Annotated in this window: 15 protein-coding genes; 14 read left to right on the forward strand and 1 reads right to left on the reverse strand. The window is 45.8% G+C overall.

Going from position 1 to position 23,156, the window contains the following annotated elements:
• Positions 1-12 precede the first annotated feature (12 nt).
• The 10 genes from AC1DE7_RS12700 to AC1DE7_RS12745 all read left to right on the forward strand — a co-directional run bounded on the left by AC1DE7_RS12700 (position 13) and on the right by AC1DE7_RS12745 (position 16,872).
• On the forward strand, positions 13-1,116 hold the full coding sequence (locus tag AC1DE7_RS12700) for a glycoside hydrolase family 88/105 protein (protein WP_477534484.1): 1,104 nt from the start codon (positions 13-15) through the stop codon (positions 1,114-1,116).
• 109 nt (positions 1,117-1,225) lie between these two features.
• Entirely contained in the window at positions 1,226-2,737 is a 1,512-nt protein-coding gene (locus tag AC1DE7_RS12705; protein ID WP_477534485.1) for an extracellular solute-binding protein, read from the forward strand.
• Between the two features lie 346 nt (positions 2,738-3,083).
• Positions 3,084-4,352: an S-layer homology domain-containing protein gene (locus AC1DE7_RS12710; RefSeq protein WP_127551399.1), complete on the forward strand. Its 1,269-nt coding sequence runs from the start codon at positions 3,084-3,086 to the stop codon at positions 4,350-4,352.
• A 618-nt stretch (positions 4,353-4,970) separates the two neighbouring features.
• Entirely contained in the window at positions 4,971-8,042 is a 3,072-nt protein-coding gene (locus AC1DE7_RS12715) for a DUF5704 domain-containing protein (RefSeq protein WP_477534486.1), read from the forward strand.
• 171 nt (positions 8,043-8,213) lie between these two features.
• On the forward strand, positions 8,214-10,262 hold the full coding sequence (pulA, locus tag AC1DE7_RS12720; RefSeq protein WP_477534487.1) for a type I pullulanase: 2,049 nt from the start codon (positions 8,214-8,216) through the stop codon (positions 10,260-10,262).
• Between the two features lie 485 nt (positions 10,263-10,747).
• On the forward strand, positions 10,748-13,624 hold the full coding sequence (gene pulA / locus AC1DE7_RS12725) for a type I pullulanase (RefSeq protein ID WP_477534488.1): 2,877 nt from the start codon (positions 10,748-10,750) through the stop codon (positions 13,622-13,624).
• 281 nt (positions 13,625-13,905) lie between these two features.
• Positions 13,906-14,535 (forward strand): 50S ribosomal protein L25, encoded by a 630-nt coding sequence (locus tag AC1DE7_RS12730; protein ID WP_477534489.1) that lies wholly within the window; start codon positions 13,906-13,908, stop codon positions 14,533-14,535.
• A 167-nt stretch (positions 14,536-14,702) separates the two neighbouring features.
• Positions 14,703-15,221 carry a hypothetical protein gene (locus AC1DE7_RS12735; RefSeq protein WP_477534490.1) on the forward strand — a complete coding sequence of 173 codons (519 nt, stop codon included), beginning with the start codon at positions 14,703-14,705 and terminating at the stop codon, positions 15,219-15,221.
• A 274-nt stretch (positions 15,222-15,495) separates the two neighbouring features.
• On the forward strand, positions 15,496-16,467 hold the full coding sequence (locus AC1DE7_RS12740; RefSeq protein WP_036617058.1) for a helix-turn-helix transcriptional regulator: 972 nt from the start codon (positions 15,496-15,498) through the stop codon (positions 16,465-16,467).
• Between the two features lie 42 nt (positions 16,468-16,509).
• Complete coding sequence (locus AC1DE7_RS12745; RefSeq protein WP_477534491.1) at positions 16,510-16,872, forward strand: HIRAN domain-containing protein; 363 nt, start codon at positions 16,510-16,512, stop codon at positions 16,870-16,872.
• A 20-nt stretch (positions 16,873-16,892) separates the two neighbouring features.
• Here AC1DE7_RS12745 and AC1DE7_RS12750 read toward each other — a convergent pair whose 3' ends face one another.
• Entirely contained in the window at positions 16,893-17,996 is a 1,104-nt protein-coding gene (locus AC1DE7_RS12750; protein WP_477534492.1) for a glycosyltransferase family 4 protein, read from the reverse strand.
• Positions 17,997-18,211: 215 nt separating this feature from the next.
• Between AC1DE7_RS12750 and AC1DE7_RS12755 the strand changes: the two genes are divergently transcribed.
• The 4 genes from AC1DE7_RS12755 (at position 18,212) to AC1DE7_RS12770 (ending at position 22,889) form a co-directional block, all read left to right on the forward strand.
• Complete coding sequence (locus tag AC1DE7_RS12755; RefSeq protein WP_036617062.1) at positions 18,212-18,523, forward strand: DUF3817 domain-containing protein; 312 nt, start codon at positions 18,212-18,214, stop codon at positions 18,521-18,523.
• 277 nt (positions 18,524-18,800) lie between these two features.
• Positions 18,801-19,619, forward strand: coding sequence for a TerC family protein (locus AC1DE7_RS12760; protein ID WP_036617064.1), 819 nt, complete (start codon positions 18,801-18,803; stop codon positions 19,617-19,619).
• 502 nt (positions 19,620-20,121) lie between these two features.
• Positions 20,122-21,585 carry an RtcB family protein gene (locus AC1DE7_RS12765; protein ID WP_477534493.1) on the forward strand — a complete coding sequence of 488 codons (1,464 nt, stop codon included), beginning with the start codon at positions 20,122-20,124 and terminating at the stop codon, positions 21,583-21,585.
• Positions 21,585-22,889 (forward strand): AAA family ATPase, encoded by a 1,305-nt coding sequence (locus tag AC1DE7_RS12770; protein ID WP_036617070.1) that lies wholly within the window; start codon positions 21,585-21,587, stop codon positions 22,887-22,889. Before AC1DE7_RS12765 ends, AC1DE7_RS12770 begins: the two co-directional genes overlap by 1 nt.
• The last annotated feature ends 267 nt before the right edge of the window (positions 22,890-23,156 follow it).

Genomic DNA, 23,156 nt, shown 5'->3' on the forward strand with positions numbered 1-23,156 from the left:
GGAGGCTTGATCATGAAGGAAACACTGCAACTCACATCGGTGCGCATGGCACAGCAGTTCATGGAAAGTTATCGAAACCATGAGCTGTACGCCACTTGGCATTATGAGAACGGCTGCTTACTGAAAGCGCTGGAGGAGCTGTATACACATACGGGGGAGCAAAAGTATTTTGACTACATCTGTGAGCTGATGGATCATTTCGTTCAGGAAGATGGCTCCATTCGCTCCTATACGGTTGAGGAATATAATCTGGATCAGATCAATCAGGGGAAATCACTGTTCCTGTTGCACGAGAAAACGGGAGAAGAGAAGTATCGCAAAGCTGCGGAGTTGCTGATGACTCAGCTTAAGGGACAGCCACATACGAGTGAAGGCGGGTTCTGGCACAAAAAGATATACCCTTTCCAGATGTGGCTGGATGGATTGTACATGGCTACTCCGTATCTGACCCAGTATGGCGCAGTGACGGGAGAAGAGAAGTGGTTTGACAAGGCGGCTCTGCAGCTCTTGTTGGTGGAGCAACGTACACGTGATCCGCGTAGCGGTCTCTTGTACCATGCCTGGGATGAGAGCAAAGAGCAGCGCTGGAGTTCGGGAGAAACGGGATGTTCTCCACATGTGTGGAGCCGGGCAATGGGCTGGTATGTGATGGCGGTTGTGGATACCTTGGATCATCTGCCGGTAGATCATCCGCAGCGCGGACAGATTGTGGGTATCTTCGAACGGGTAGCAAACGCACTAGTGCATGTACAGGATCAGCAGACCGGACTATGGCCACATTTGTTGGATCAACCGGGACGTGAGCGGAACTATCTGGAGGCTTCCGGGACCTCAATGTTTGTCTATGCATTGGCCAAAGGTGTGCGTAAAGGATATCTGAGTGGCAAGTTCAAAGCGGTTGCGGAGAAAGGATATCAGGGTCTGCTACAGCATCTGTTGCAAACGGACCGTGAAGGCGTGCTGTCCTTGACGCAGTGTAATGGCGGAGCCGGTCTTGGAGGAAACCCGTATCGTGACGGGTCCTATGAGTATTATGTGACCGAGTCCATTCGGATCAATGATCCGAAGTCGGTCGCTCCGTTCATTTTGGCGGGAGTGGAGATTGAACTGGCGTAATGCTGGTTCTTCTCTTTAGAAGATTTATGATAGCGCATACATGGTTGGTTTGAGTGAAGTGAGGCAAGCTTGCTGAACAATTTGGCTATCAAAAAAGGAGAGATGGTTCATGAGTCCAAAAGGTCCAATGTCCCGTTTAGGCGGAATCGTTGTAATTGGTGCTATGTCCGCTGGATTGCTTGCAGGTTGCGGGGGAGAGAAAGCACCTGCTGCAGGGGAAGGTAAACTTCCCATTTCCATCTCTTTAATGCAGGTAGGAGATATACCGGCCAAGGAGAACGGGATTGAAAAGAAGATTGAGGAATATACCAATACGGATGTCAATGTACAGTGGATTCCGCAGTCTGCTTTTGATGATAAGGTGAATGTTATGGTTGCTTCAGGCGAGATGCCGACCATTATGCGTGTGAATTATGTGCCGACAACATTTAATGCCGCCAAAACGGGACTGTTCTGGGAACTGGGGCCTTACTTGAAGGATTATAAGAACCTGTCTGCCCAATCCGAAGCTTATTTTAACAATATCAAAATTGAAGGCAAGGTGTACGGTATTCCGAACTTCCGGGATATTGGACGGACTGCGATCGTATATCGCAAGGACTGGTTTGATACATTGAAGCTGGATATACCCAAAACGCTGGATGACTGGTATGAAGTGATGCGCTCCATTCGCAAGGATGACCCTGACGGGAATGGTAAGGAAGATACGTACGGTGCACTGCTTTTCAAAAAGTATAATGAGGGTGTCTCTTCCCCACTGACGCGGATCGCTGTAAGTATTGGCGGTGTCAACAAATGGGGAGTGGATGATGCTGGGAAACTGACCCCGGAGTTCTTGACTACCGAATATATGGATACGATGAAACTTTTCAAGCGATTGTTCAGCGAGGGACTGATTAATAGTGATTTCCCTGCCCTGGACCCTTCTGATGCGGACAAAAAAATGGATTCCGGCCTGGTTGGCATGAAGCTTAACGGTGTGGCCCAGAACGGAAAGTCCTCTCAGCAGCGCCTTACACCTAACGCTCCGGATGGAGAGATTGATGTGGCTCCGTTCCAGGGAACCGATGGTATTCGAATCGCCGGGGAGCCGGGAAACTACGGAATGCTGGTCATCCCGAAGGCATCCGTTACGGATGAGGAGCAATTGAAGAAGGTTCTTACGTTCTTGGATCAGTTGATGGATGAGGAATTGAGTATGTTACAGCTCCGTGGATTGCTCGATGTGCACTACACCAAAACTGCGGATGGGAAAACCGAACTCAAAGATTTTGACGCTTATCAGCGTGAAGTGAAGCCATACCGGGATAATCTGTTAAGTATTGAAGGTTATAATGTACCTGAACTGGTTGATGTTCCGATTGGTATGAAAGGTACAAAGATGGCGCGTGAGAATGAGCAGTACGCCATCGCCAATCCGGCACTCACCTTGTCTTCGGCGATCTATACCGAGCGTGGTCAGGAGTTGGATCAGATGATCTGGGATGCACAGACCAAGTACATTATGGGGAAAATCGATGATGCAGGCTGGGAGCAGGAAATCGCAAGCTGGAGAAAAGCTGGTGGTGATCAATTGATTACGGAATTGGAAGCTTCCTATAAGGAATTGAACGGAAAATAAAGCTGGGTGAAATAAAAAAAGGTTGATCAAATGGAATGATATGGTTTATTCTATGGATGAGTTCATTTTCCAATATCATAAGAAAGACCACACCCTTAAAGCATAAGGCTATGAATCTGCGGATTCATGGCCTTTTTTTGTGTTTTAGGCGAATGAAGTGGGTCTATGGAAGGAGGGGCCCACGCCTTGAAGTGATGGGGATGGACGAAAAATAATACCAATAGCCTAGTACAACATGGTAGAATATTGATTATTATGGCAAATTTAGGTTTTATTTATGAAGAGAATTGACTAGGTTGACCAAGTAAAGCATCCCCATACTAAGGTACATAGGAGCGTGAGTAGATTGAATAAACGAATTGAAGGTCACGAGAAGAAGAAAAAACGGCATGTTTGGATCGTCGGGTTGGTAACAACAGCAGTATTGGCAGCAACACTATTACCGATGGGCCCCGTACATTTGACGTCAACAGCGAATGCTGCATCGGGAACAAGTGACACTGCCCTTAGCAAGTTCAAGGATATCAAGGGCCACTGGGCTCAAGCGACAATTGCCAAAGCTTATGAAAAAAAACTGATCTCTGGTTACCAGGATGGAACGTTTCGTCCTAATGGCAAAATCACGCGTGGGGAATATGCGACCATACTTGCCCGTGCGACTGGACTGGAGAAGGTAGAGGGACAGAATCCCTTTGCTGATCTCAAGGGACATTGGTCTGAAGCAGCGGTTAGCCAACTTGTTGGACAAGGATTCATTAATGCTGGCGATTATGCCAAAGGGTTCAATCCAAATGCGGAACTGACACGTTACGAGATGATGAAATGGATTGCAAATGGACTGATCAAGTCCGGAACCAGTTTTCAGGATGCTTTTAACGATACAAAAAATACGCTACTTCCTACACCGGAAGTGAACCGCGGCACCATTCGTGCTGAGCAGATTCCGTATCTTGCCCTTGTGCGTGGGACAGGCATTGTCGGTGGATTCCAGGATGGCACATTGAAACCTGCAGATTCCACCACTCGTGCAGAAGTATCGGCCATTTTACTGCGTTATATGGACGTGGAGGGCACGGATGCCGGGAAGTATAGCGACCTGAATGAGATGAGAGAGGTCGGCACGACGGGGACGAATTTAACGACCATTAGTAATTATAGGTATAGTAATAACTCCGCTAAAGTAAGTGATTTAGCAAGAGAAGAAATTAAATTATCCAATAATTCCGGTGTAGTTACACTGCATAGATATATTGTTGTAGATGTTACTCAAGGTAAAGCAAAAGGTCTCTATGCAACATTATTCATTGGTCCAGAGACACATCTTTTCAAAGGCAACTATATGGCTTTTGCAGATATATCTTTCACATCAAAAATTGAGAGATCCGATCCAATCACTTTTAATGGAGGGCTATATAGTGGTTTTTTACAATTTAATCGTTTGGATCTTAAGCAAGCATTCAAGAATGGCCTAGTGACTATCCCTGAGAGATCGAGTGATTTGATTAAGAAAGATATAAAGAAGAGATTTTGGGTGACATCTGTTTTAGAAGGTAAAAATGGAGCATATTCCTTTAATCAAAAAAGTGGAAATATACTAAAAATTCAGAATATGTAAGTCAAACTTAATGGTGGTGGAATATCTTTGTGTGCTCATGTTGAGAAGAAATCCTTAATTTTTATCTCAATTTTTCTTATTACTATACTATGTTTGAATTTAACATCCTCAATAGAAGCTGCAAGTTCAGATCCATATGGACCTAAGAAGCAAAAAATATCTAATACGGTACAGTCTGAAAAAAGGATAGCAAATCCAGGTGTTTACTGGTATCAACTTGACGATGGTAATTTTAAAGCAGATCACACTACTGGACCAACTTTTTCGAATAACCTCAATCCTAATTCATGTTCTATTCCATATCCAGATGAGAAGGAAATTCCTAATGAGGTCGATTTTTCTGAATGGCCTGCAATATCTTGGCCAGATTTTCAATCACAGACTGTTACACAGAGAATGCTAGATAAAATCCGTATTAAAAACGTAGATTACCAATCAACTACACTACAGTCGTCTTATACTGGTGTGGGTAATACGATTATAAGAGAAGGAAATACAATCGTAAAAATTATTACCAAAACAGGAGGCTCACACACAGTTACTAATCGAAGGGACTATGAAAATGGTGGTAAAACAATTCGAAACTGTGTGAAGCAAATCGTTGCATACCATACGCCCATGGATATCATCTGGGAAGGCGATCTGGTTGAAGAAAAAGAAATCGATGTAACACCGGATTCGGTTTTGACTATTGGACAAACAAAGCAGATGAAAGCCGAAGTTAGCACAAGACATTATGGCGAAACAGATTTTAATGGAGGCATAGACGTATCCCGCAGGGAAACGGAGATCAAATGGTTTTCTTCTGACGAGACGATTGCGAGTATAGAGCTCAAAACAGGGATGTTAACAGCCGAAAGTCCAGGCACGGTCACTGTGCGTGCGATCTGGAACAATGGTACATATCTGATCTCGGATACAGCCACCATAACCGTTACGTCTGAGCCAGGACTCGTGGTGAATTTGCCGAACGCTTGTAAAGCCAATACAACACCACTACAGGCAGAAGCCGTTCTAACCAAACCGGATCGCTCTGTTCATAAACTGACGGCTCACCCCAAACTGACGTGGCAGAGCTCGAATCCGGCTGTGGCAACGATCGGTGCTGATGGCAAAATCACGACAAAAGGGATCGTGGGTAGCACTACCATCAAAGCTCATTTTCTTGATTCTCCTCAGCAACTGGATGAACAAGGGACTCAGGTGCTTGAGGTGAAGGACTGCACGGATAATGGAGAAGGTGGTAATGATGGCGATCCGGGGGGTGACCCTGCGAACACTTGCCCCGTGACCATCAGTCCACCGAGTAGAGGTACGGTTATTGAAGCATCGGTTATGGACCCGTCTGTTCGAGGTGTGTTGAAGGCAGACGAGCGTGGATCTGAGAAGTTCGATGTTACCCGTGGTATTCCAACTTCGGAAGATCTCTATGCCAATGTTTTAGCCAAGGGATATCTGTTTCAGCACCGTTGGATTAACATGACAGGAACGGTGACTTACACCGTTAAGGTGAAAAGGGTTTATCATAAAACCTGGACGATCCCGGGAAGAGCGTCTAGTGGTGAGGGGGATCCAGGGACACCTCCTCAGCCCAGAGAACGTGATGTGCCTGGGGATAAAACCATGCAAGTAACACGGACATATAGCTATTGGCAGATTGATAACCTGGAGGTATACAAGTTAAATGAGGCAAAGGTATCTAACTATGCGTTAGGCGGTTATGGTGACACCGTGACCCTTATGCCCAATGCATATACACCACCGACTTTGCAATCGGCTATGGATACTGCGGTTACCAATCATGTGAAACCTGCGCCATGTCGAGAAATTGATCTTGGCATCAAAGGGGTTCCTGGTGGTTCGGATGAACCGCCTACGCCAGATGAAACATCATTGTTTCAATCCAAAGCTGAAGCGGAGGTTAGAGAGAACACCGTTAATAACGACAAGGTAACCTTTAATGGAGCGACGATTATGGACCCTGCTCCCGTGGAAAAAACAGCTCCAAGACCTGGGATGATCCCGCAGCCTGGTATGATCGGAGACGATGTTCTGTACCAGAACCGTCTGACGATCAAGAACACATTGATGAACAAAGCTAACCAGCCAACCACGGGTGAGATAACGTATGGACTGCTCCCTAGCAATGTTAACGGAGGTCAGGATCAGAAGTTCCCCATTCTGGGCATCAACTCGGTGACAGTACATACTCCAGTTGTGAACTATGCCTGGGTGTCAGATGATCAGCTGCATAACCAGAAGACCACGCCTGATCAGACAAGAGCTGCACTTATTTTAGAGCGTCCGTTTATTGTACGCATCCCAACTTCAGGGCAGCATCTGGATGTAGCGAGTTACCCTGGTTATGGAAACCATGATTATGCGAAATATTTCCGGATCAAACAGGTTCGTTTCCCATTTGATGTCTATAACGGTGCTAGAAGTCAGTTTATTCCGGCCATGACATGGGTGGATATTCCGGTAAATCAGTTGGACACTCCTTTTTATCTTCCTGTATGGGTAGATGAAGGGAATTACCAGATCGAGTTTCGAAATATCGCCGAAAATGCACCTGAAAACTACACAGAACAACAGGATGCCAATACGAATCTGACTCATCATGTCGCAGCAGATACCGTTGCTGTAGACGTTATCGGACGATTATATGATTTTCACATCACCGATATTTCAGACTACAACTGGGAGAATGTGTTCCGTAAGCGGATAGGCAGCCCCGAACCAACAGGTGTAAGCTACTGGACCGGAGGAAACAGTATAGACGGAGATCCCCGAGGTAATTTGGCTCCCTATGTCCTGCCTATTCGTCCTGGCAGTCATCCGGTACAAGGGTTCCGAAATGCTGCAGTGAAGACGGGTTACCATTTCAAGTTTGATCTGAAAACCAAGGGTAATATGTTTGGGAAACAGGATGGTATCCGAATTACGCCGACGTTCTCTTTTGTGAGTAAAGATGGCACCACCCGGCAAGAAGTGGATTTATACTACCATCGAGGACAGGAACGACTCATTCGTATCGGATCGGCACAAGATTTAGAAAAACGCTTTGTTGTCCTGAACTCACGGTTGCGGAATGTCCCCGGTACGGAGTTAGGTGATACAGCGCGTTATCAGTATACCTATGAACTGTCGGAGGAGGAACGCAATCAGGGTACAATGGCGGAACATATGGTTCGTTTCGTGGATCAGACCTCACATCATAAAACTTGGGTAGGTCGTTATGACTGGATGATTCTTCCTTCACAGATCCGTACACTCATTGGCCCAAAAGCAGATATTCCCTCCAGTGTTAATGTGGATCGGGCGAATGCAGCGATTCAGCGCTGGTATGGGGAATATAGCTTGCCAGCAGATGTATATGCGGTGCCCAAAGGAACCAATCTAGAACTGCTCGCGAGACAAAATCAGTTGGATGAGAAGGCTAAGATATTCCTGAGGGACGGTTACATTGTGGTTAACTTCAATATCGAAACATTGCGCAGTGGCAATACGAGTGCACCGCATCTGCAATATATTCATGCACCGTTGATGAATCAATGGCAAATGGAAGGTTTTGATAACAGCCCGGTAGATGGTCAGGGAAAAAGCTGGCCGATGCAAGATGGGGACGTGGTTTTGTACCACGCCGATCAATCCAGCCGGAATGATTTCCAATCCCAGGTACCGCATTAGGGAGATATCGTTTTACCCATAAAGAAGGCAGGCGTCATGTGAATCTACATGACGTTTGTCTTCTTTTGTGTAATTCGGATTATGGTTGGGTAGCAGAACGGGTATAAAGGGTAAGGAGCACTCGTACCATCCATGTTCATCAATTTTCTCAACGAGAGGGGAACAACACATATGATTGAAGAGGATAAGCAGGAACTATTGATTTCAGAAGATACATACAAAGGAAGAGATTTAGGTGTCACATTAGGAGCACAAACCTGTCACTTCAAAGTCTGGTCACCGTTAGCTGTTCAGATGGAACTACTTTTGTACCCACCTTTGACAGGGGGGAGCCCGGAGGAAGAGCCCAATCAACGGAAACAGCAGGCGCTACCTATGCAAAAGAAAGAACAAGGCATCTGGGTTATGGAACTGGAAGGTGATTTAAGTAGCTACCGTTACATGTACAAGCCTACTTTCGAAGATGGACATTCAACTACTGCTGTAGATCCCTACGCCCGAGCAGTGACCATGAATGGAGAAATGGGTGTAATTGTGAGACTGGAGCAGACACATCCGAAGGGATGGAGTGAGGATATTCGCCCGGAATTGACCAGTTCTGTAGATGCAGTCCTGTACGAACTGCATGTACGTGATTTTTCCATTCACCCATCATCTGGTATAACGAATAAAGGCAAATACATGGCTTTCACCGAGACGGGCCTGCATGATTCGGAGGGCAACACACTGGGGATCGATCATTTGGTTGAACTCGGGATTACCCATGTGCATCTGCTCCCAGTATTTGATTTTGCGACGGTGGATGAATCCAGGGTGGATGGTGATACGTCTGATGCCTCCAACTATAACTGGGGATATGATCCGCTCCATTACAATGTACCGGAAGGTTCCTATGCATCACGTGCAGATGATCCGGAGACACGAATTCGTGAGTTCAAATCCATGGTGCTTGCCCTTCATAACAAGGGAATAGGTGTCATTATGGATGTGGTATATAATCATACGTTTGATACGGCAGGCAGCTCTTTTGAGAAACTTGTACCAGGGTACTACTATCGTCAAAACGCCGATGGGACCTACAGCAATGGTTCAGGTACGGGCAATGAGGTGGCTACTGAACGCACCATGGTTCGCAAGTTTATCATCGACTCGGTCCGTTACTGGGCAGAGGAGTACCATGTGGACGGTTTTCGATTTGACCTGATGGGTCTGATCGACACAACTACGATGAAACAGCTTGCAGCGGAGTTGCACGCCGAAGTATCCCCATCCATATTGTTATATGGTGAACCATGGGGCGCACTGGATTCTCCTCTTGGAGATGATATGACCCTAAAAGGAACGCAGCGCGGAGCTGGTTTTGCTGTGTTTAACGATAATTTTCGAGGAGTGATCAAGGGAGACAGCGATGGCATGGGTACGGGATTTGCGACGGGCGCGGACGGGAAAGAAGACGAATTGTGGACTGGGGTCCGGGGAGCCATTCAGGATTTTACGGATGGTCCATCCGAGACGATTAACTATGTAACCGTGCATGATAATCTCAACCTGTGGGACAAAGTTGCACGTACACAAGGAATCCACGATACCTTGAATTTCCTCACCTATGACGAGGATGGAAGTATTCGTGGATGCCAGAGTGTGGAAGAGGCCGTAGAGAAGGCTAAGCCTTACCTGCAGATCGATCCAGAACACATTCTGGAGAATGAGACCGTTAGGCGTTGTCTGCTTGCCAATGGTATCGTTTTAACCTCCCAGGGTATTCCCTTGATCGCTGCTGGAGATGAGCTACTTCGCAGCAAATATGGGGACGCCAACAGCCACCAGAGTGGAGACGTAGTCAATGCCATACATTGGGAGCAAAAGCAGCTGTTCAAGCCGGTGTTTGACTATTATCGTGGGCTGATCCGTCTTCGGCGAGAACATCCAGCCTTTCGGCTTCGTACACGGGAAGAGATCGAGAAGCATGTTCGTCTAATAGAAAAAGGCAATGGGCTGCTAGCCTATGAACTGAACGGTACAGCAGCCAGCGATCCTTGGGAACGTATTGTTGTCATCTATAACGCGGCAAAAGAAAACCGTGACATCTCTGTCCCCACAGGGACATGGAATGTGATAGTAGAAAAAGGACAAGCAGGCGTTGATACGATACGTACCATACAGGACGGACATGCACATGTGAATGCGATATCCCTAACGGTGATGTATTCGAATTCCTAATGAACGGAATGCTTGCCAAGAATTGAAGGGTATCAACAAACCATTAGTAAAATCGCTAACAAGGCCACGTTCTAGATATCCAATCAAATCTAATCAAATAAATTGAGATAAAACAAATCCCTCTTTCCCGTAAGAAAGGGGGGATTTGTTGATGCGTCAGAAACCAATGCCTTGGTCGCAGGGCTATACATCGTCATGTCTGGAGCTTTTTTTATACTGTGCACCTGTTGGTGCATTTTAATCTCAACCAAATGACATCCTGCAATTTATTCTCGTATATTCCAAACTTTTTTTGTCGGGACAGGTACAAATGCTGTCAATCTATGGCGCTTGTTTTCATATCCTATATTTTGAAAGCGATTGCTAATTGAATACGCAAATTGGACCGATATGATGAGTACAGACAACCCCGGGTTGACAAACAACGTCCCACTCCGTAACATCGGGACAACACGAAATCAATGGATATAAAGGCGGTGGGAACGATGCCGGAATGGACTTCTTTTTGTTACGAAGGCAACGATCTTGGCTTAACATATACTCGTGCTGCAAGTACTTTTAAATTGTGGGCACCTACGGCACAACAGGTTTATATATTGATTTTTAACGATGAAGGGCATTACAACGATAGTGGTAAAGTACAAAATCATGAAAATGGGCAGGAACATTTCTTGACACGTGATGCGGACGGAATATGGAGTCTGAAGCTCAGCGGCGATTGGGCAGGACATTATTATATGTACCGAATTATTCATGATAATAAGCAGATTGAAGTGGCTGTTGATCCTTATGCCAGAGCGGTAACGGCTAATGGGCAACGAACGGCTATTATAGATCCGGAGACCACCAATCCGGTCGATTGGGACCTGGATGTCAAACCTGCTTTTCTGCGTCCTGTTGATGCCGTGTTATATGAGTTGCATGTCCGTGATTTCTCCTCAGACCCACATGCAGATATTCCGTATAAGGGAAAATATCTGGCATTCACGGCATCCGGTCTGACGGATAGAGCAGGCAATAGTATTGGCGTAGACCATCTTGCCGAACTGGGAGTTACTCATGTACATCTTCTGCCTGTGGCGGATTATCAGACGGTGAATGAACTTGCTACGGCAGAAGTGGGTTCAAATGTCAGAGCACCATACAACTGGGGGTATGATCCCCAGCATTATAACGTTCCCGAAGGTTCGTATGCTACCGACCCTCGTGATCCTGCAGTTCGAATTCGGGAGCTCAAATCACTCGTTCAATCGCTGCACAGACAAGGCATTCGCGTTGTACTTGATGTTGTCTATAATCACACGTATAGCGTGGAAGAGGGTCCTTTTGAACGGATTGTACCAGGCTATTATTACCGTTATCGGGAGGATGGTACCCTCAGTAATGGTTCTGGTGTAGGCAATGAATTGGCGACAGAACGTCCAATGGTGCGAAAATATATTTTGGATTCTCTCCGATATTGGGCAGAAGAATATCATGTGGACGGATTTCGATTTGACCTCATGGCCCTGATTGATACGGAAACGATGAATGAATTGACACGCGAATTGCGGGAGCAGATCGATCCGGCGTTTCTGATCTATGGGGAACCCTGGATGGGTGGAGATTCACCTTTGGACCGTAAAACATTAAAAGGAACCCAGCGAGGTCAGGGGTTTGCAGTATTTAATGATCATTTTCGCAGTGCAATCAAGGGCGATAGTGATGGCAGTGGCAGAGGGTTTGTCACGGGTGCCGGAGGGCAGGAATATGAGCTTATTAGGGGATTAGCGGGAGCACTGGATGATTTCACATCTTCACCTGTGGAAGTTGTCAATTATGTAACTGCCCATGACAATCTCAATCTGTGGGATAAAATTGCGACAACAATGAACCTTAGACATGAATTAGGATTTCCCGTATGGAAGGACGGACAGCCCGTGGGTGGTGGGAGTGCTGAGTCCGCTGTAAAAGCAGCAGATCCTTATCGGTATGTGGATGCAGATGATGTTTTGAATCATGAGATGGTTCGTCGCTCGTTACTGTCCTCCGGCATTCTGCTTACTTCTCAGGGAATTCCGTTTCTGCATTCAGGGGATGAGATGCTCAGATCCAAAGCCGGTGATCATAACAGTTATCGGAGCGGGGATGCGGTGAACGCCATCACATGGGCCAACAAATCACGCTTCAGACCGGTGTTTGATTACTATCGTGGTCTTATTCATTTGCGGAGAACACATCCCGCTTTTCGTATGATCGATGCTGAACAGGTTCGAAATCACCTTCGTGTTATTCGTGCGGATGGCAATGTAGTTGCCTTTATACTTCAGAATGGTGCGAATCAGGACACTTGGAATCAGATTATGGTCATCTATAACGGAACGGAACATGAGCAGCATGTCGACCTGGGGGAAGGGGACTGGCATGTTGTAGTCAATGATCATCAGGCAGGCACAGACGTGATCGAGACTGTTCGTGGTACTGTTCAGGTAGAACGATGGTCTTTAATGGTACTGTATGACACAGAGCATGCTGGAGGCGCTGAACCATCAACAGTGGAGATTAGTTTTCCTCGCCAGGTATATAGTCCGAAGGAGACCACTCAACTACGAGCGATCGTACGGGACAGTATTGGCAATGTGGTGGAAAAAGCTCCAGTTACCTGGACTTCTTCTGATCCGGATATTATTCAGATCCAGCCTGATGGAACAATCCATGCACTGGAACGAGGGGAAGCTTCGATTACAGTCCACTGTGCGGACATAACGGCAAGCTGTATGTTACAAGTGGATTATCGTCATGCTGAACGAATCGAAATTGTGGGCGAACCTGTCATGTACATGACTCGAATCAGTCGCTTCCGTGCCTTGGTTCTGGATCAATTTGGTCAGCCGCTTCAGGATTCGAATATACGCTGGAGCTCTTCTCATCCAGAACTTGCAGCGGTGAGTGCAGCAGGGATCGTACGTGCGATGACACCTGGAGTAACCCATATTATTGCTGAGGCTGGAGGAATTCGGGCAACGCTTGGCGTAACGATTCATAAACAGATTTCGCGAACTGTCACGCTTCGATACGAACGGGAAGACCAGCATTATGAAGGTTGGGATGTCTGGGTATGGGGCACAGGTATGGAGGACGGAGCAGTACGGCTGGAACAAGTCGGTAATGCCGCCGAAGCCCGCTTCCGGGTTGCTCCGGGTCTGCATCACCTGGGATTAATCATTCGATTGAACGAATGGGAAGCGAAAGATACGTGCGGAGACCGTTACGTGGACATTGTACCTGAAGATGGGGATGTACACATTGTTGTCCGTAGCGGATCAGACGAGATGCAGATCATTCGTGAAAGTGAAAAAACAGAGGATCGTAACAGCGCATAGTTTCTTTATTTATAACTTTGAATGTAGTTCGTCAAAACCTTGATAAATCAGCAGTTGGAAGAGATTCCGACTGCTTTTTTTGGTCTGATTATAAGCCGCATAACTTGCCAAAAAAAAATTATTTGTCCTGTTTCGTGTTTGAGATCCTCTATCATTGGGGTAAATATAGATATGGCCCACGATTCGGCCAAAGGAAAAAAGACCATCATGGTCTATGAGATAAGCCTCAGCGCTTTCTAACAAATATAATGTAGTGATCCCTTGAAGGAGGATGTTCAATCATGAAATCCAACGGAAAAATGGCTCAACTTACAGCAACGCCAAGAACGGAAAAGAAAGGTGCAGCACTGCGCCTGTTAAGACAAGGCGGACGAGTTCCCGCAGTCGTTTACGGCCCGGGACTTGAAGGTGCTTCAATACATGTAGATGAAAAAGAAATGCTGAAAGTGGCACGCACAGGCCGCTCCGAAATGTTCAATCTGAATGTTGAGGGCGGTAAAACGCTTCCGGTGCTGATCAAGGATCAGCAAGAGCGTAACGGACGTTTGCTGCACGTAGACTTTTTGCAAATTTCCAAGAACAAGCCGATCAGCGTAAGTGTATCGATCGACTTCCAGGGTACAGCGGCCGGCTCGAAAGCTGGCGGTGTATTCCAGACACAGGAGACACAGCTGGAAGTAGAAGGATTGCCTGCGGATCTGCCAACGTCCATTGAAGTGGATGTGAGCGGATTGGACATTGGTGATCGTTTGACTGCTGCGGATATCAAACTCGGTAAAGGTTTGACACTCGTAACATCACCTGAATCCATCATTGCTTCCGTCATGCCGCCACAAGCGGCTGAGGAAGAGCCAACGGCCTCTGCTGAGGAAGCTGAGCCGGCAGCTGAAGAAAAAGCTACAGAAGAATAAACCAAGCTACGGGATCTTGCCAGATCTCATGCTTAACCAGAGCCCAGTCCTAGTGACTGGGCTTTTTTTATTTTCCGAGCAAGAGAGTTCAATAGACACATCGTTCGCATGAAAAATGAGAATGTACTACAATACATGTTAAAGGGTAAGAAAGTAGGTTTAATTCAATGTTTGATCCAACGGTGTATGACAATCTGAAAGTCGGGTTTGAGAATTATCTCTATGATATGGATAACCTGGACGAACGTATTCAGATTACGGGGCGTAAAGATCGGCTGGAGATGGCAGTGATGTCCAGAGAGTTCACATTACAATTCTGTCTCAGGGATCGTCCGGAAGTAACAGGCGAGGTTGTGTTAAGTAGTTCTCTAAATGAGCTCGCAGCGGAGATCCTGGAGACGCCTGGCGCTCATCCAGGTTGTTGTTTGGAAATCCGGTTTGGCATGGTTATGAAAGAGCCTGAGAGGCAGTGCCCAGCCATTCGTTCGATATTACAGGAGAGCTGGCCTGAGCAGAGGATATGCCAGACTATCCAGTATATCTTTGATGAACAGCCAATCATTTATAACGTCATGGCTCACGTTTGTTTTGACCGCAGTGTGAATGAAGACCAGATGGGGGACATTGCTGAACTCTGTGAGCATATGGCAAATGTAATGAATCAATTATTACAGTTGAATAATTAGTATTTCCGAGAAAAGCCTTGTCTCTTTGTGGAGATCAGGGCTTTTTTGTATTATTTTTAGAAAATTGTATAGGCTTTCAGGCTTAGGTTTAAGGTCTTTTAGGTTAATGTTTTACGCAAGCGAGTAAGAGAATGTATATTAAAAGGGGGTAAGAGTGCAATTGGACTATACAAAAATGGTGAAATTGCGAAAATAATATTGGGACTAAAGATTTAGTTCTGTACTAAAGGAACTAGTTTTCCTTGCCGATAAAATATCGAAGGGGAGAAACTACATGACAGAGAAATTAATTCGTCTGCTGCGTATACTTCAGGCTATACAAGCAAATCCTGGAATTTCGGCCAAGGAATTGGCGCTGAAATGCGGTACGACTGTACGCACGATTTATCGTGATCTCCGGATTTTGGATAGGGTCGCCCCGATTATGAATGAAGGATACGGCAAAGGTTACCGATTTATTGGTGAGTTTGCGATGTATCCATTAGATTTTACTGAACAGGAAGCAATGGTTTTCTCCTTGCTCCCGTCCGTAGTTGATACCTCCAAGTTACCTGCTGAGTTTGATTCAGCGTTTGACAAGGTTATGTCGGCTCATACCAAATTAAAATCAAGAAACAGTGACATTGTAGAGAATATTGCGGGAATTATTCGGATGGGCACGCCAGCTTATCGTGAGGAAGGAAAAGACCCTAATTTGCTGATTCCCATCATCGAAGCTATTTTAAGCCAGCAAACCATTCGTACTCAATATCATACGCTGACAAGAAATGAGATCACAGTCCGGGATATCGATCCCTATTATCTCATTCCACGTGATCAACGTTTTTATTTGATTGGATACTGCCATTTGCTGCAAAAAGTTCGATTGTTTCGGATCAGCCGTTTTTTGGATGTGACACGAACAAATGCCGGTTTCGACAAGGGTGATTTCAACATAACGCAGTACATGAAGAACACATGGTCTATTGACCGTGGCGACGAAAATATCCATTTCAAGGTAAGATTCTCTGAGAAAGTGGCCCCCTACATAAAAGAAGAAGAAATGTTTGTTCGCCCGCGAATGACGAATATGTCGGATGGGGGATTGTTATTTGAAGTGACACTGAATAGCAGCAGAGAATTTTTGAAATGGTTGTATCAATTTGGGCCCGAGGCAGAGGTACTTGAACCTCGTGAGTTTCGTAGAGAGATACGCAGGCAACTTGTCGAGTGGTTGGAACATTATGAAACCGATGTATCATTGTAAAAATTTTAATCATGGAGAAATACAGGAAAAGGAGCAGGTAATATGAGCACCAAATTATTCGCAGCTATGTATGGAATGGATCACTACCATGGAGTACAGGCTTTACATGTGGGGGATACCATGTATCTCGTCAAAGATCCAGATAATCGTTTGGATCATCAAGCAATTAAGGTTGTTATTCCCCCGATTGGAGCCGTAGGTTATATCGTTAATGATCCGCTGGTCGTACCTCATGGATGTTGGGCCGGGACGGCATTCTACGATGTATTTCATCAACTCACGTGTGCCAAAGTACGATTCATGATGAGAGATATGGTGATTATGGAGTTAATCGAGATGAGTCACATTCCTGTTCCACAGATGGATTCTTTGATTAAGGGATGGCAATTTCGTGAAAAAGCTTGATCATCCTAACAAAAGAAGGCTCATTTACGGATGAGCCTGGTATAGGTCGCTTCCAGATGCATGGCTGTTCTTGCCCAACTGAAATATGCCCTTGCGCTGTCTCGGCCAGCCTTTCCTAACTTCTCGGCAAAAGTGTGATTGCTTGCAAGTTTGTACAGGTAAGAGGCGAAACGTTGGGGACGCTTATAAGCGGTGACAAGGTATCCATTGATACCTGATTCAATAATCTCGCGAATACCTCCGTTATCCGAAGCAATAACGGGTAATCCTGAAGCCATCGCCTCAACATTAACCAGGCCAAAAGCTTCATGTTCTTGAGACGGACAGACCAGACAATCCACTGCCCGATACAACTGATCGATATGCTCATGGTTTATCTGACCACGGAAGGAAACATGGACCTTTTGTTTTTGGGCAAGTTCGCGAAGTTTACGCATGTAATACGGAGGTCCTTTGCCTGCAACAACCAGTTGAACAGGCATCTGTTGCTGAAGGAGGGCAGTCGCGCGAATTAATACGTCTATACCTTTTCCAGGGATCAGCCTGCCGACATACAGAATAGAGAATGGTTTAGTTACTCCAAATTGTGTACGCAGATGAATCTGTTCTTCGCTGGATTCAACAGGTCTGAAGCGGCTTAGATCTGCACCCAATGGAACAACACTCATTCGGTGTTTTACCAACGGAAATCTGCGGCCTAACCTTTGTCGCAGGGAATGACTGTTGACGGCAATCCAATCAGCTTTTTTCATTAATGTGAGTTTGGAAGGTCCGGGCTGAGCAAATGTTAACGAGTGAAGATAGAGTACAACGGGAGTGCGTGGAAAAGCTCGTTTGATGGTAGCCATACTTCGTGGCCTGTTATCCACTTGAATTACATCATAGGGTTGTTGGGATAACAAACGTATGACTGCTTTGGTGTACATGACAGGACTCGACGCAGGGACACGTTGAATGGTGATCCCATCGATCTGTTCTGTGGCGGCGAGACCTTGCATTTGACGACTTATAATGGTTACCTGATGGCGATGGGCTAGTTCACGAGCGATGCCCAGGATACAGATTTCCACGGAACCATTACCGGGCAAAGGCAATTTCTCGGGTGCAACCATAGCTATTTTCATGATCAGGCTCCTCCTTGTCCGACATCTGTAACAATCTTCGTCATATATCTTATGAGAAGTTGAAGCATTTGGCTCCTGCGAAATGGTAGGTGAGCCAACCATATTAGCGTGCAGGAATAATCTGCTACATGGCATTAAGCGAGATATTCAGCTTTTGTGATATACTGTACGGGAAGAATTGAATTCGTTACATGTATAAAAGCAGGAGGAAAATAATGTTACATTCTACGCTGGGACGCTTCCGGCTGATGTTGTGGTTGCAGGGCATTTCGTACGTGTTGTTACTGTTTGTTGCTTTTCCGTTGAGAGATGCCGGGGTTATGCCACAGGCTGTCACATGGTTTGGGAATCTGTACGGTTTTTTGTTTTTAATGTATTTGTTATTTATGGTGACTATGTACACCTCACAGAAATGGCGTCTGCGCCGTCCAATTGCTCTGTTCTTTGTTTCTTTCATTCCACTGGGGAATATGATCTACGATGTTGTCGTATTCCGTAAGCTGTATCGTCAACTAAATAAAGCTTGACTTTATTTAACGTTATGAAATATGATGAGTACAGGTTAAACAACCCGTTCCAACTAAAACTACATATTCCTGTTAAAGGGGAGTAGCTTTTACAGTAAAGTCGTCAATTCGGGATCATATCCCCGGCTTTATTGGCAGCAATTTTGTTGTTAGCGAGACCTTTACCAAGTTTTCATGCTCGGTAAAGGTCTCTTTTTGTGGATATAAAAGGACCTTACCAGTGATGGTAAAGGTCCTTTTTTTTGTACATCATAAGAATATTAAGGAGGAGTCAATTTTGGATGTTTCATTATTATTAGAATATGGGTGGGTGCTTGCTGTCTTAGTGGTCCTTGAAGGATTACTCGCAGCAGATAATGCATTGGTACTCGCAATCATGGTTAAACACTTGCCTGAAGATAAGCGCAAAAAAGCGTTGTTCTATGGTCTGATGGGTGCATTTGTTTTCCGTTTAGGTTCATTGTTCCTGATCTCTTTCCTCGTCGATGTATGGCAAGTACAAGCGATCGGTGCCCTGTATCTCCTGTATATTTCGATTAACCACATCGTTAAAAAGATACTGGGTAGTCGCAATAAGACAGATGAAGCAGCTGATTCAACCCCTAAGAAACCGAAAAAACAATCCGGTTTCTGGATGACCGTTTTCAAGGTCGAAGTAGCGGATATCGCATTTGCAGTTGATTCCATTCTGGCTGCTGTTGCTTTGGCCGTGGCGTTGCCACCAAGTGGATTGCCTCCAATTGGCGGACTCGACGGTGGACAGTTTATCGTTATCTTCCTCGGTGGATTCATCGGGCTTGTGATCATGCGTTTTGCAGCCTCATACTTTGTGAAATTGCTTCATTCCCGTCCAGGACTTGAAGTTGCAGCCTTTGTCATCGTAGGTTGGGTAGGGGTTAAGCTGGCGGTTATTACACTCGCTCACCCTTCATTGGGTGTTCTGGATGAGCATTTCCCGGAAAATAAAATTTGGAAATTCGGATTCTATATTGTACTGATCACCATTGCGGTATGTGGTTGGTTCCTGTCTTCCAAAGTTCCTGAAAAAGAAGACGAAAATCCGGTTGAAGAGTTGGAAAAACAAGCAGGACTGTAATAATCATGTTACGCTAACAACATCATTATTATTTGGAAAACAGGAGATTGTCCTAGGACAATCTCCTGTTTTTGTTTACATATGCAATCTACACCATGGAGCAATTTCCAAGAAAAGGGTTGACACATGAATTCTAGTCCCCTTAATATAAGACTAACATTAGCGAAGGGAGGCCGAGAGACATGATGCTTGGTTATGATTTGATTCAAACAGGGCGCAACGTAGACACAATAGCATATCCGGCTCATCGTTTCATTGGCCTCATACGGTCGACATAGGGGATAGGCATATCGTTTAGCAGGTTTTATAATCGATATGCGTTCTTCGCTTATATTATAGCGATGGATGACAGACACACAGCACGTTTATGCTGTTCTGTTCTCCGTTATTGTCATTCAGTAGAAGTCATGGGCGACTAGCCTATGGCTTTTTTTAGTTTTATTTTACAGATGAATCAGCAAACCGAATTTGCTGAACGTACAGGAAGGAATAATACACTTTTATGAATACAGAATTTAATTTATTTACCAATCCAAACGAATTAACAGGTGCCTACCGGCATGAAGTAAAATTGCCTGCAGGTGATCTAACCGTATATGCGGCGCAACAACTCTTCTCCTCGCTCGATTACAAGGTGTTTGAGATGGCAAACAATAATCTGCAGATTCCGGGAATTTCTTATATGAGTTACACGCCAGACGTACACGTCGGTGTAGGTACGTGCATCGGAACGACAGCCGTGTGGGATGCGCAGAGCGGATACGTTTCTCCCTCCATCGTGGGCAGTGACATCGGCTGTGGCATGCGAGTGCATATGACAAACTTGCACAAGGACGAATTGAAAGACATCAAGCTCCGCCGCAAACTCGTCAAGGCCATTGAGAAAGTATTGCCGATGGAGGCGAACCAGCGAGGTCATTACTCGGATATCAGACTGGAGCATATTGTTCGTAAAGGACTGCATGGTTTACCCAAAAAGTATATTCCAGACAGCTATACACCGAAAAAATCAACCGCGATGACACATGTGGAAAGAAGCAAGTTCAGTTACGATGAGGATGTGTTAAACCACGTTCCTGATATGACATGGCATCGTTCGCATCGTCAGCTCGGAACACTGGGTGGGGGGAATCATTTTGCCGAGATCCAGGCGATTGAGATCGCTGAAGAGAATCGTGAAATCGCCGAAGCTTGGGGATTGTATGATGGACAGGTCGTGGTCATGATTCATTCCGGCTCTCGTGCATGGGGTGGGTATGTAAGCCAGACGAGTTCGTCAGCGATTGCCAAAGTCATGCAGCGGCTTAACCTGGGTACATCCGATCCCAGACTGGTATTTGCTCCACTTGAGCATGCGGAAGGTCGTCATTATGTGAACATGATGTATTCTGCATTGAATTACGCTGTTGTCAATCGTCATCTGATTGCGTATGCTATTCGCGAAGCATTCCGGGATGTGTTCGGCTCCAAATGTGAATTTCGTACGTTATACGATCTGATGCACAACTATGCCTGGGAGGAATCTCACGCAGACCAAGGTTCCGTTTTTGTGCATCGCAAAGGGGCGACACGTGCGTTGCCAGCAGGTCACCCGGACAATCCAAAGCCTTATCTGGCAACTGGACATCCGGCACTTATTCCGGGTTCCATGGGAACTGCTTCATATATCATGGTAGGTCAGCCGCAGGGTGCTGATAATTATTATTCAATATGTCACGGTGCGGGTCGAATCCGTTCACGGACGGCAACAAAACGATTGATTAGCGTGGAGGATTTTGCTACGGCACTGGGTGTGGGTACAGAAGATGAGATCGTGGTAAATCAACGCTCACTTGAATCCATTATTGATGAATCACCTCAGGCTTATAAAAATGTAGATGAAATTATAGACAGTGTTACCGGCGCAGGCCTGGCTCAAGTTGTAGCCAAATGCAAGCCGCTTGTAGCGGTAAAGGGAGCGAAATAATGACAATAAACGAAAAACAAACAGATCCAACCCAGGCGATCTATACCTATGACGAACAACATGATACCCGAATTCGAGTGGAAGGGTACGCCATCTATTCAAGGCTGATTCGTGGAATCAGTGAGGCGCTCCATCAGCGCTATGGGGTTGAGTACAAGCTTTATGCCAGTTCTGATCCGAACAATGAATACTGGGAGTTACTCCGGGAAGATCTGCAAAATGGCAGTGACGAAGTGGAATTGGTAGCCCGTATATTCGAGGATCTGGAACTTCAGACGTTGCATTACGACGATGATGGAGATGTGCCCACTTATGGTGTGCATTACTCCATTCGTAACAACGTATTTGCTTATCCGAAATGGGGCGTAGCACTTGTGCGGGTTCCATTTTTCCGAGAGAACGGGATCTACAGTGAAGACTTTGTCTTTGCCATCGGTGATGAGGAGATGAAGCAATTTCTGGGAAGTGTCCGGGAACGGGAACGTCAGCAAAATATGAAAAAAGTAACGGTCTACACTGATGCCCGTAATGGTAGCGATCGTCATGTCGAATCCATCACTCGCTCCGTGGGAAGAGAGGATGTTGTTCTCTCTGCGCAGATCAAGCAGGATATTTTCCGCTCGCTGGATCAGTTTTTCGAAGCGGATCGTTCCTTTTACAGAGATTATGATATCCCGTACAAACGGGGCATTCTGCTGTATGGGCATCCGGGAAACGGCAAGACCACATTGGTGAAATCCATTGCGGGAAGTATCCCGGGCCCGGCTGCGTATTGGCAGATTACGGAGTATACCAACAGTGAATCAGTGCGTGAAGTGTTCGAGGCTGCCAAGCGGTTGGCACCGATGGTACTGATCATTGAGGACATCGATTCGATGCCGGATGAAGTCCGTTCCTTTTTCCTGAATACACTGGATGGAGCTACGTCAAAAGAAGGCATTTTCCTGATCGGGACAACGAATTATCCGGAGAAAATAGATCCTGGCCTCATGAACCGTGCTGGACGGTTTGACCGGGCTTACGAAATTCCGTTGCCAGATGAAGCGCTGCGCTTGCAATACTTGCGCCAACGAGGCTTCACCGTATTTGCGGGTGAAGAAGGCACAGTAGAAGCAGCTCGTCTGACCGACACGTTTTCTCTTGCACAGCTAGGTGAGTTATATGTGAGCGCTGCGCTGGAATGGCATCAGAATGGACAGACAGACATTGTGAAAGTCATTCAGTCGATGCGTGGCGAGCTGGACAAGAGCCATAAACATACTTGGCTGGCGCAGCCAGGTAAGGGCCGTGCAGGCTTTTATTAATCAGACCTAACCCATCCATCCTATAATATGACGCAATTTTATAAATAATCCTATCTCAATTGGTGATACTAACCTTGTCTGCTCAAACATACAATGACTTTCGGGAGGTACATAACGCAGCCCTGAGCTGGTGAGATGCCGGAAAGTAACGCGATCTGTTCCATACCTGACTAAGGCTTGTTTTGCAGAGGAAGATGCATGGGGACAAAAGGTAATATGCAAAAATTTTTATGCCAATTGTTTAAATGCTTCTGTAGCGGTTAATAG

This window comes from Paenibacillus sp. 10L310, assembly GCF_056395745.1.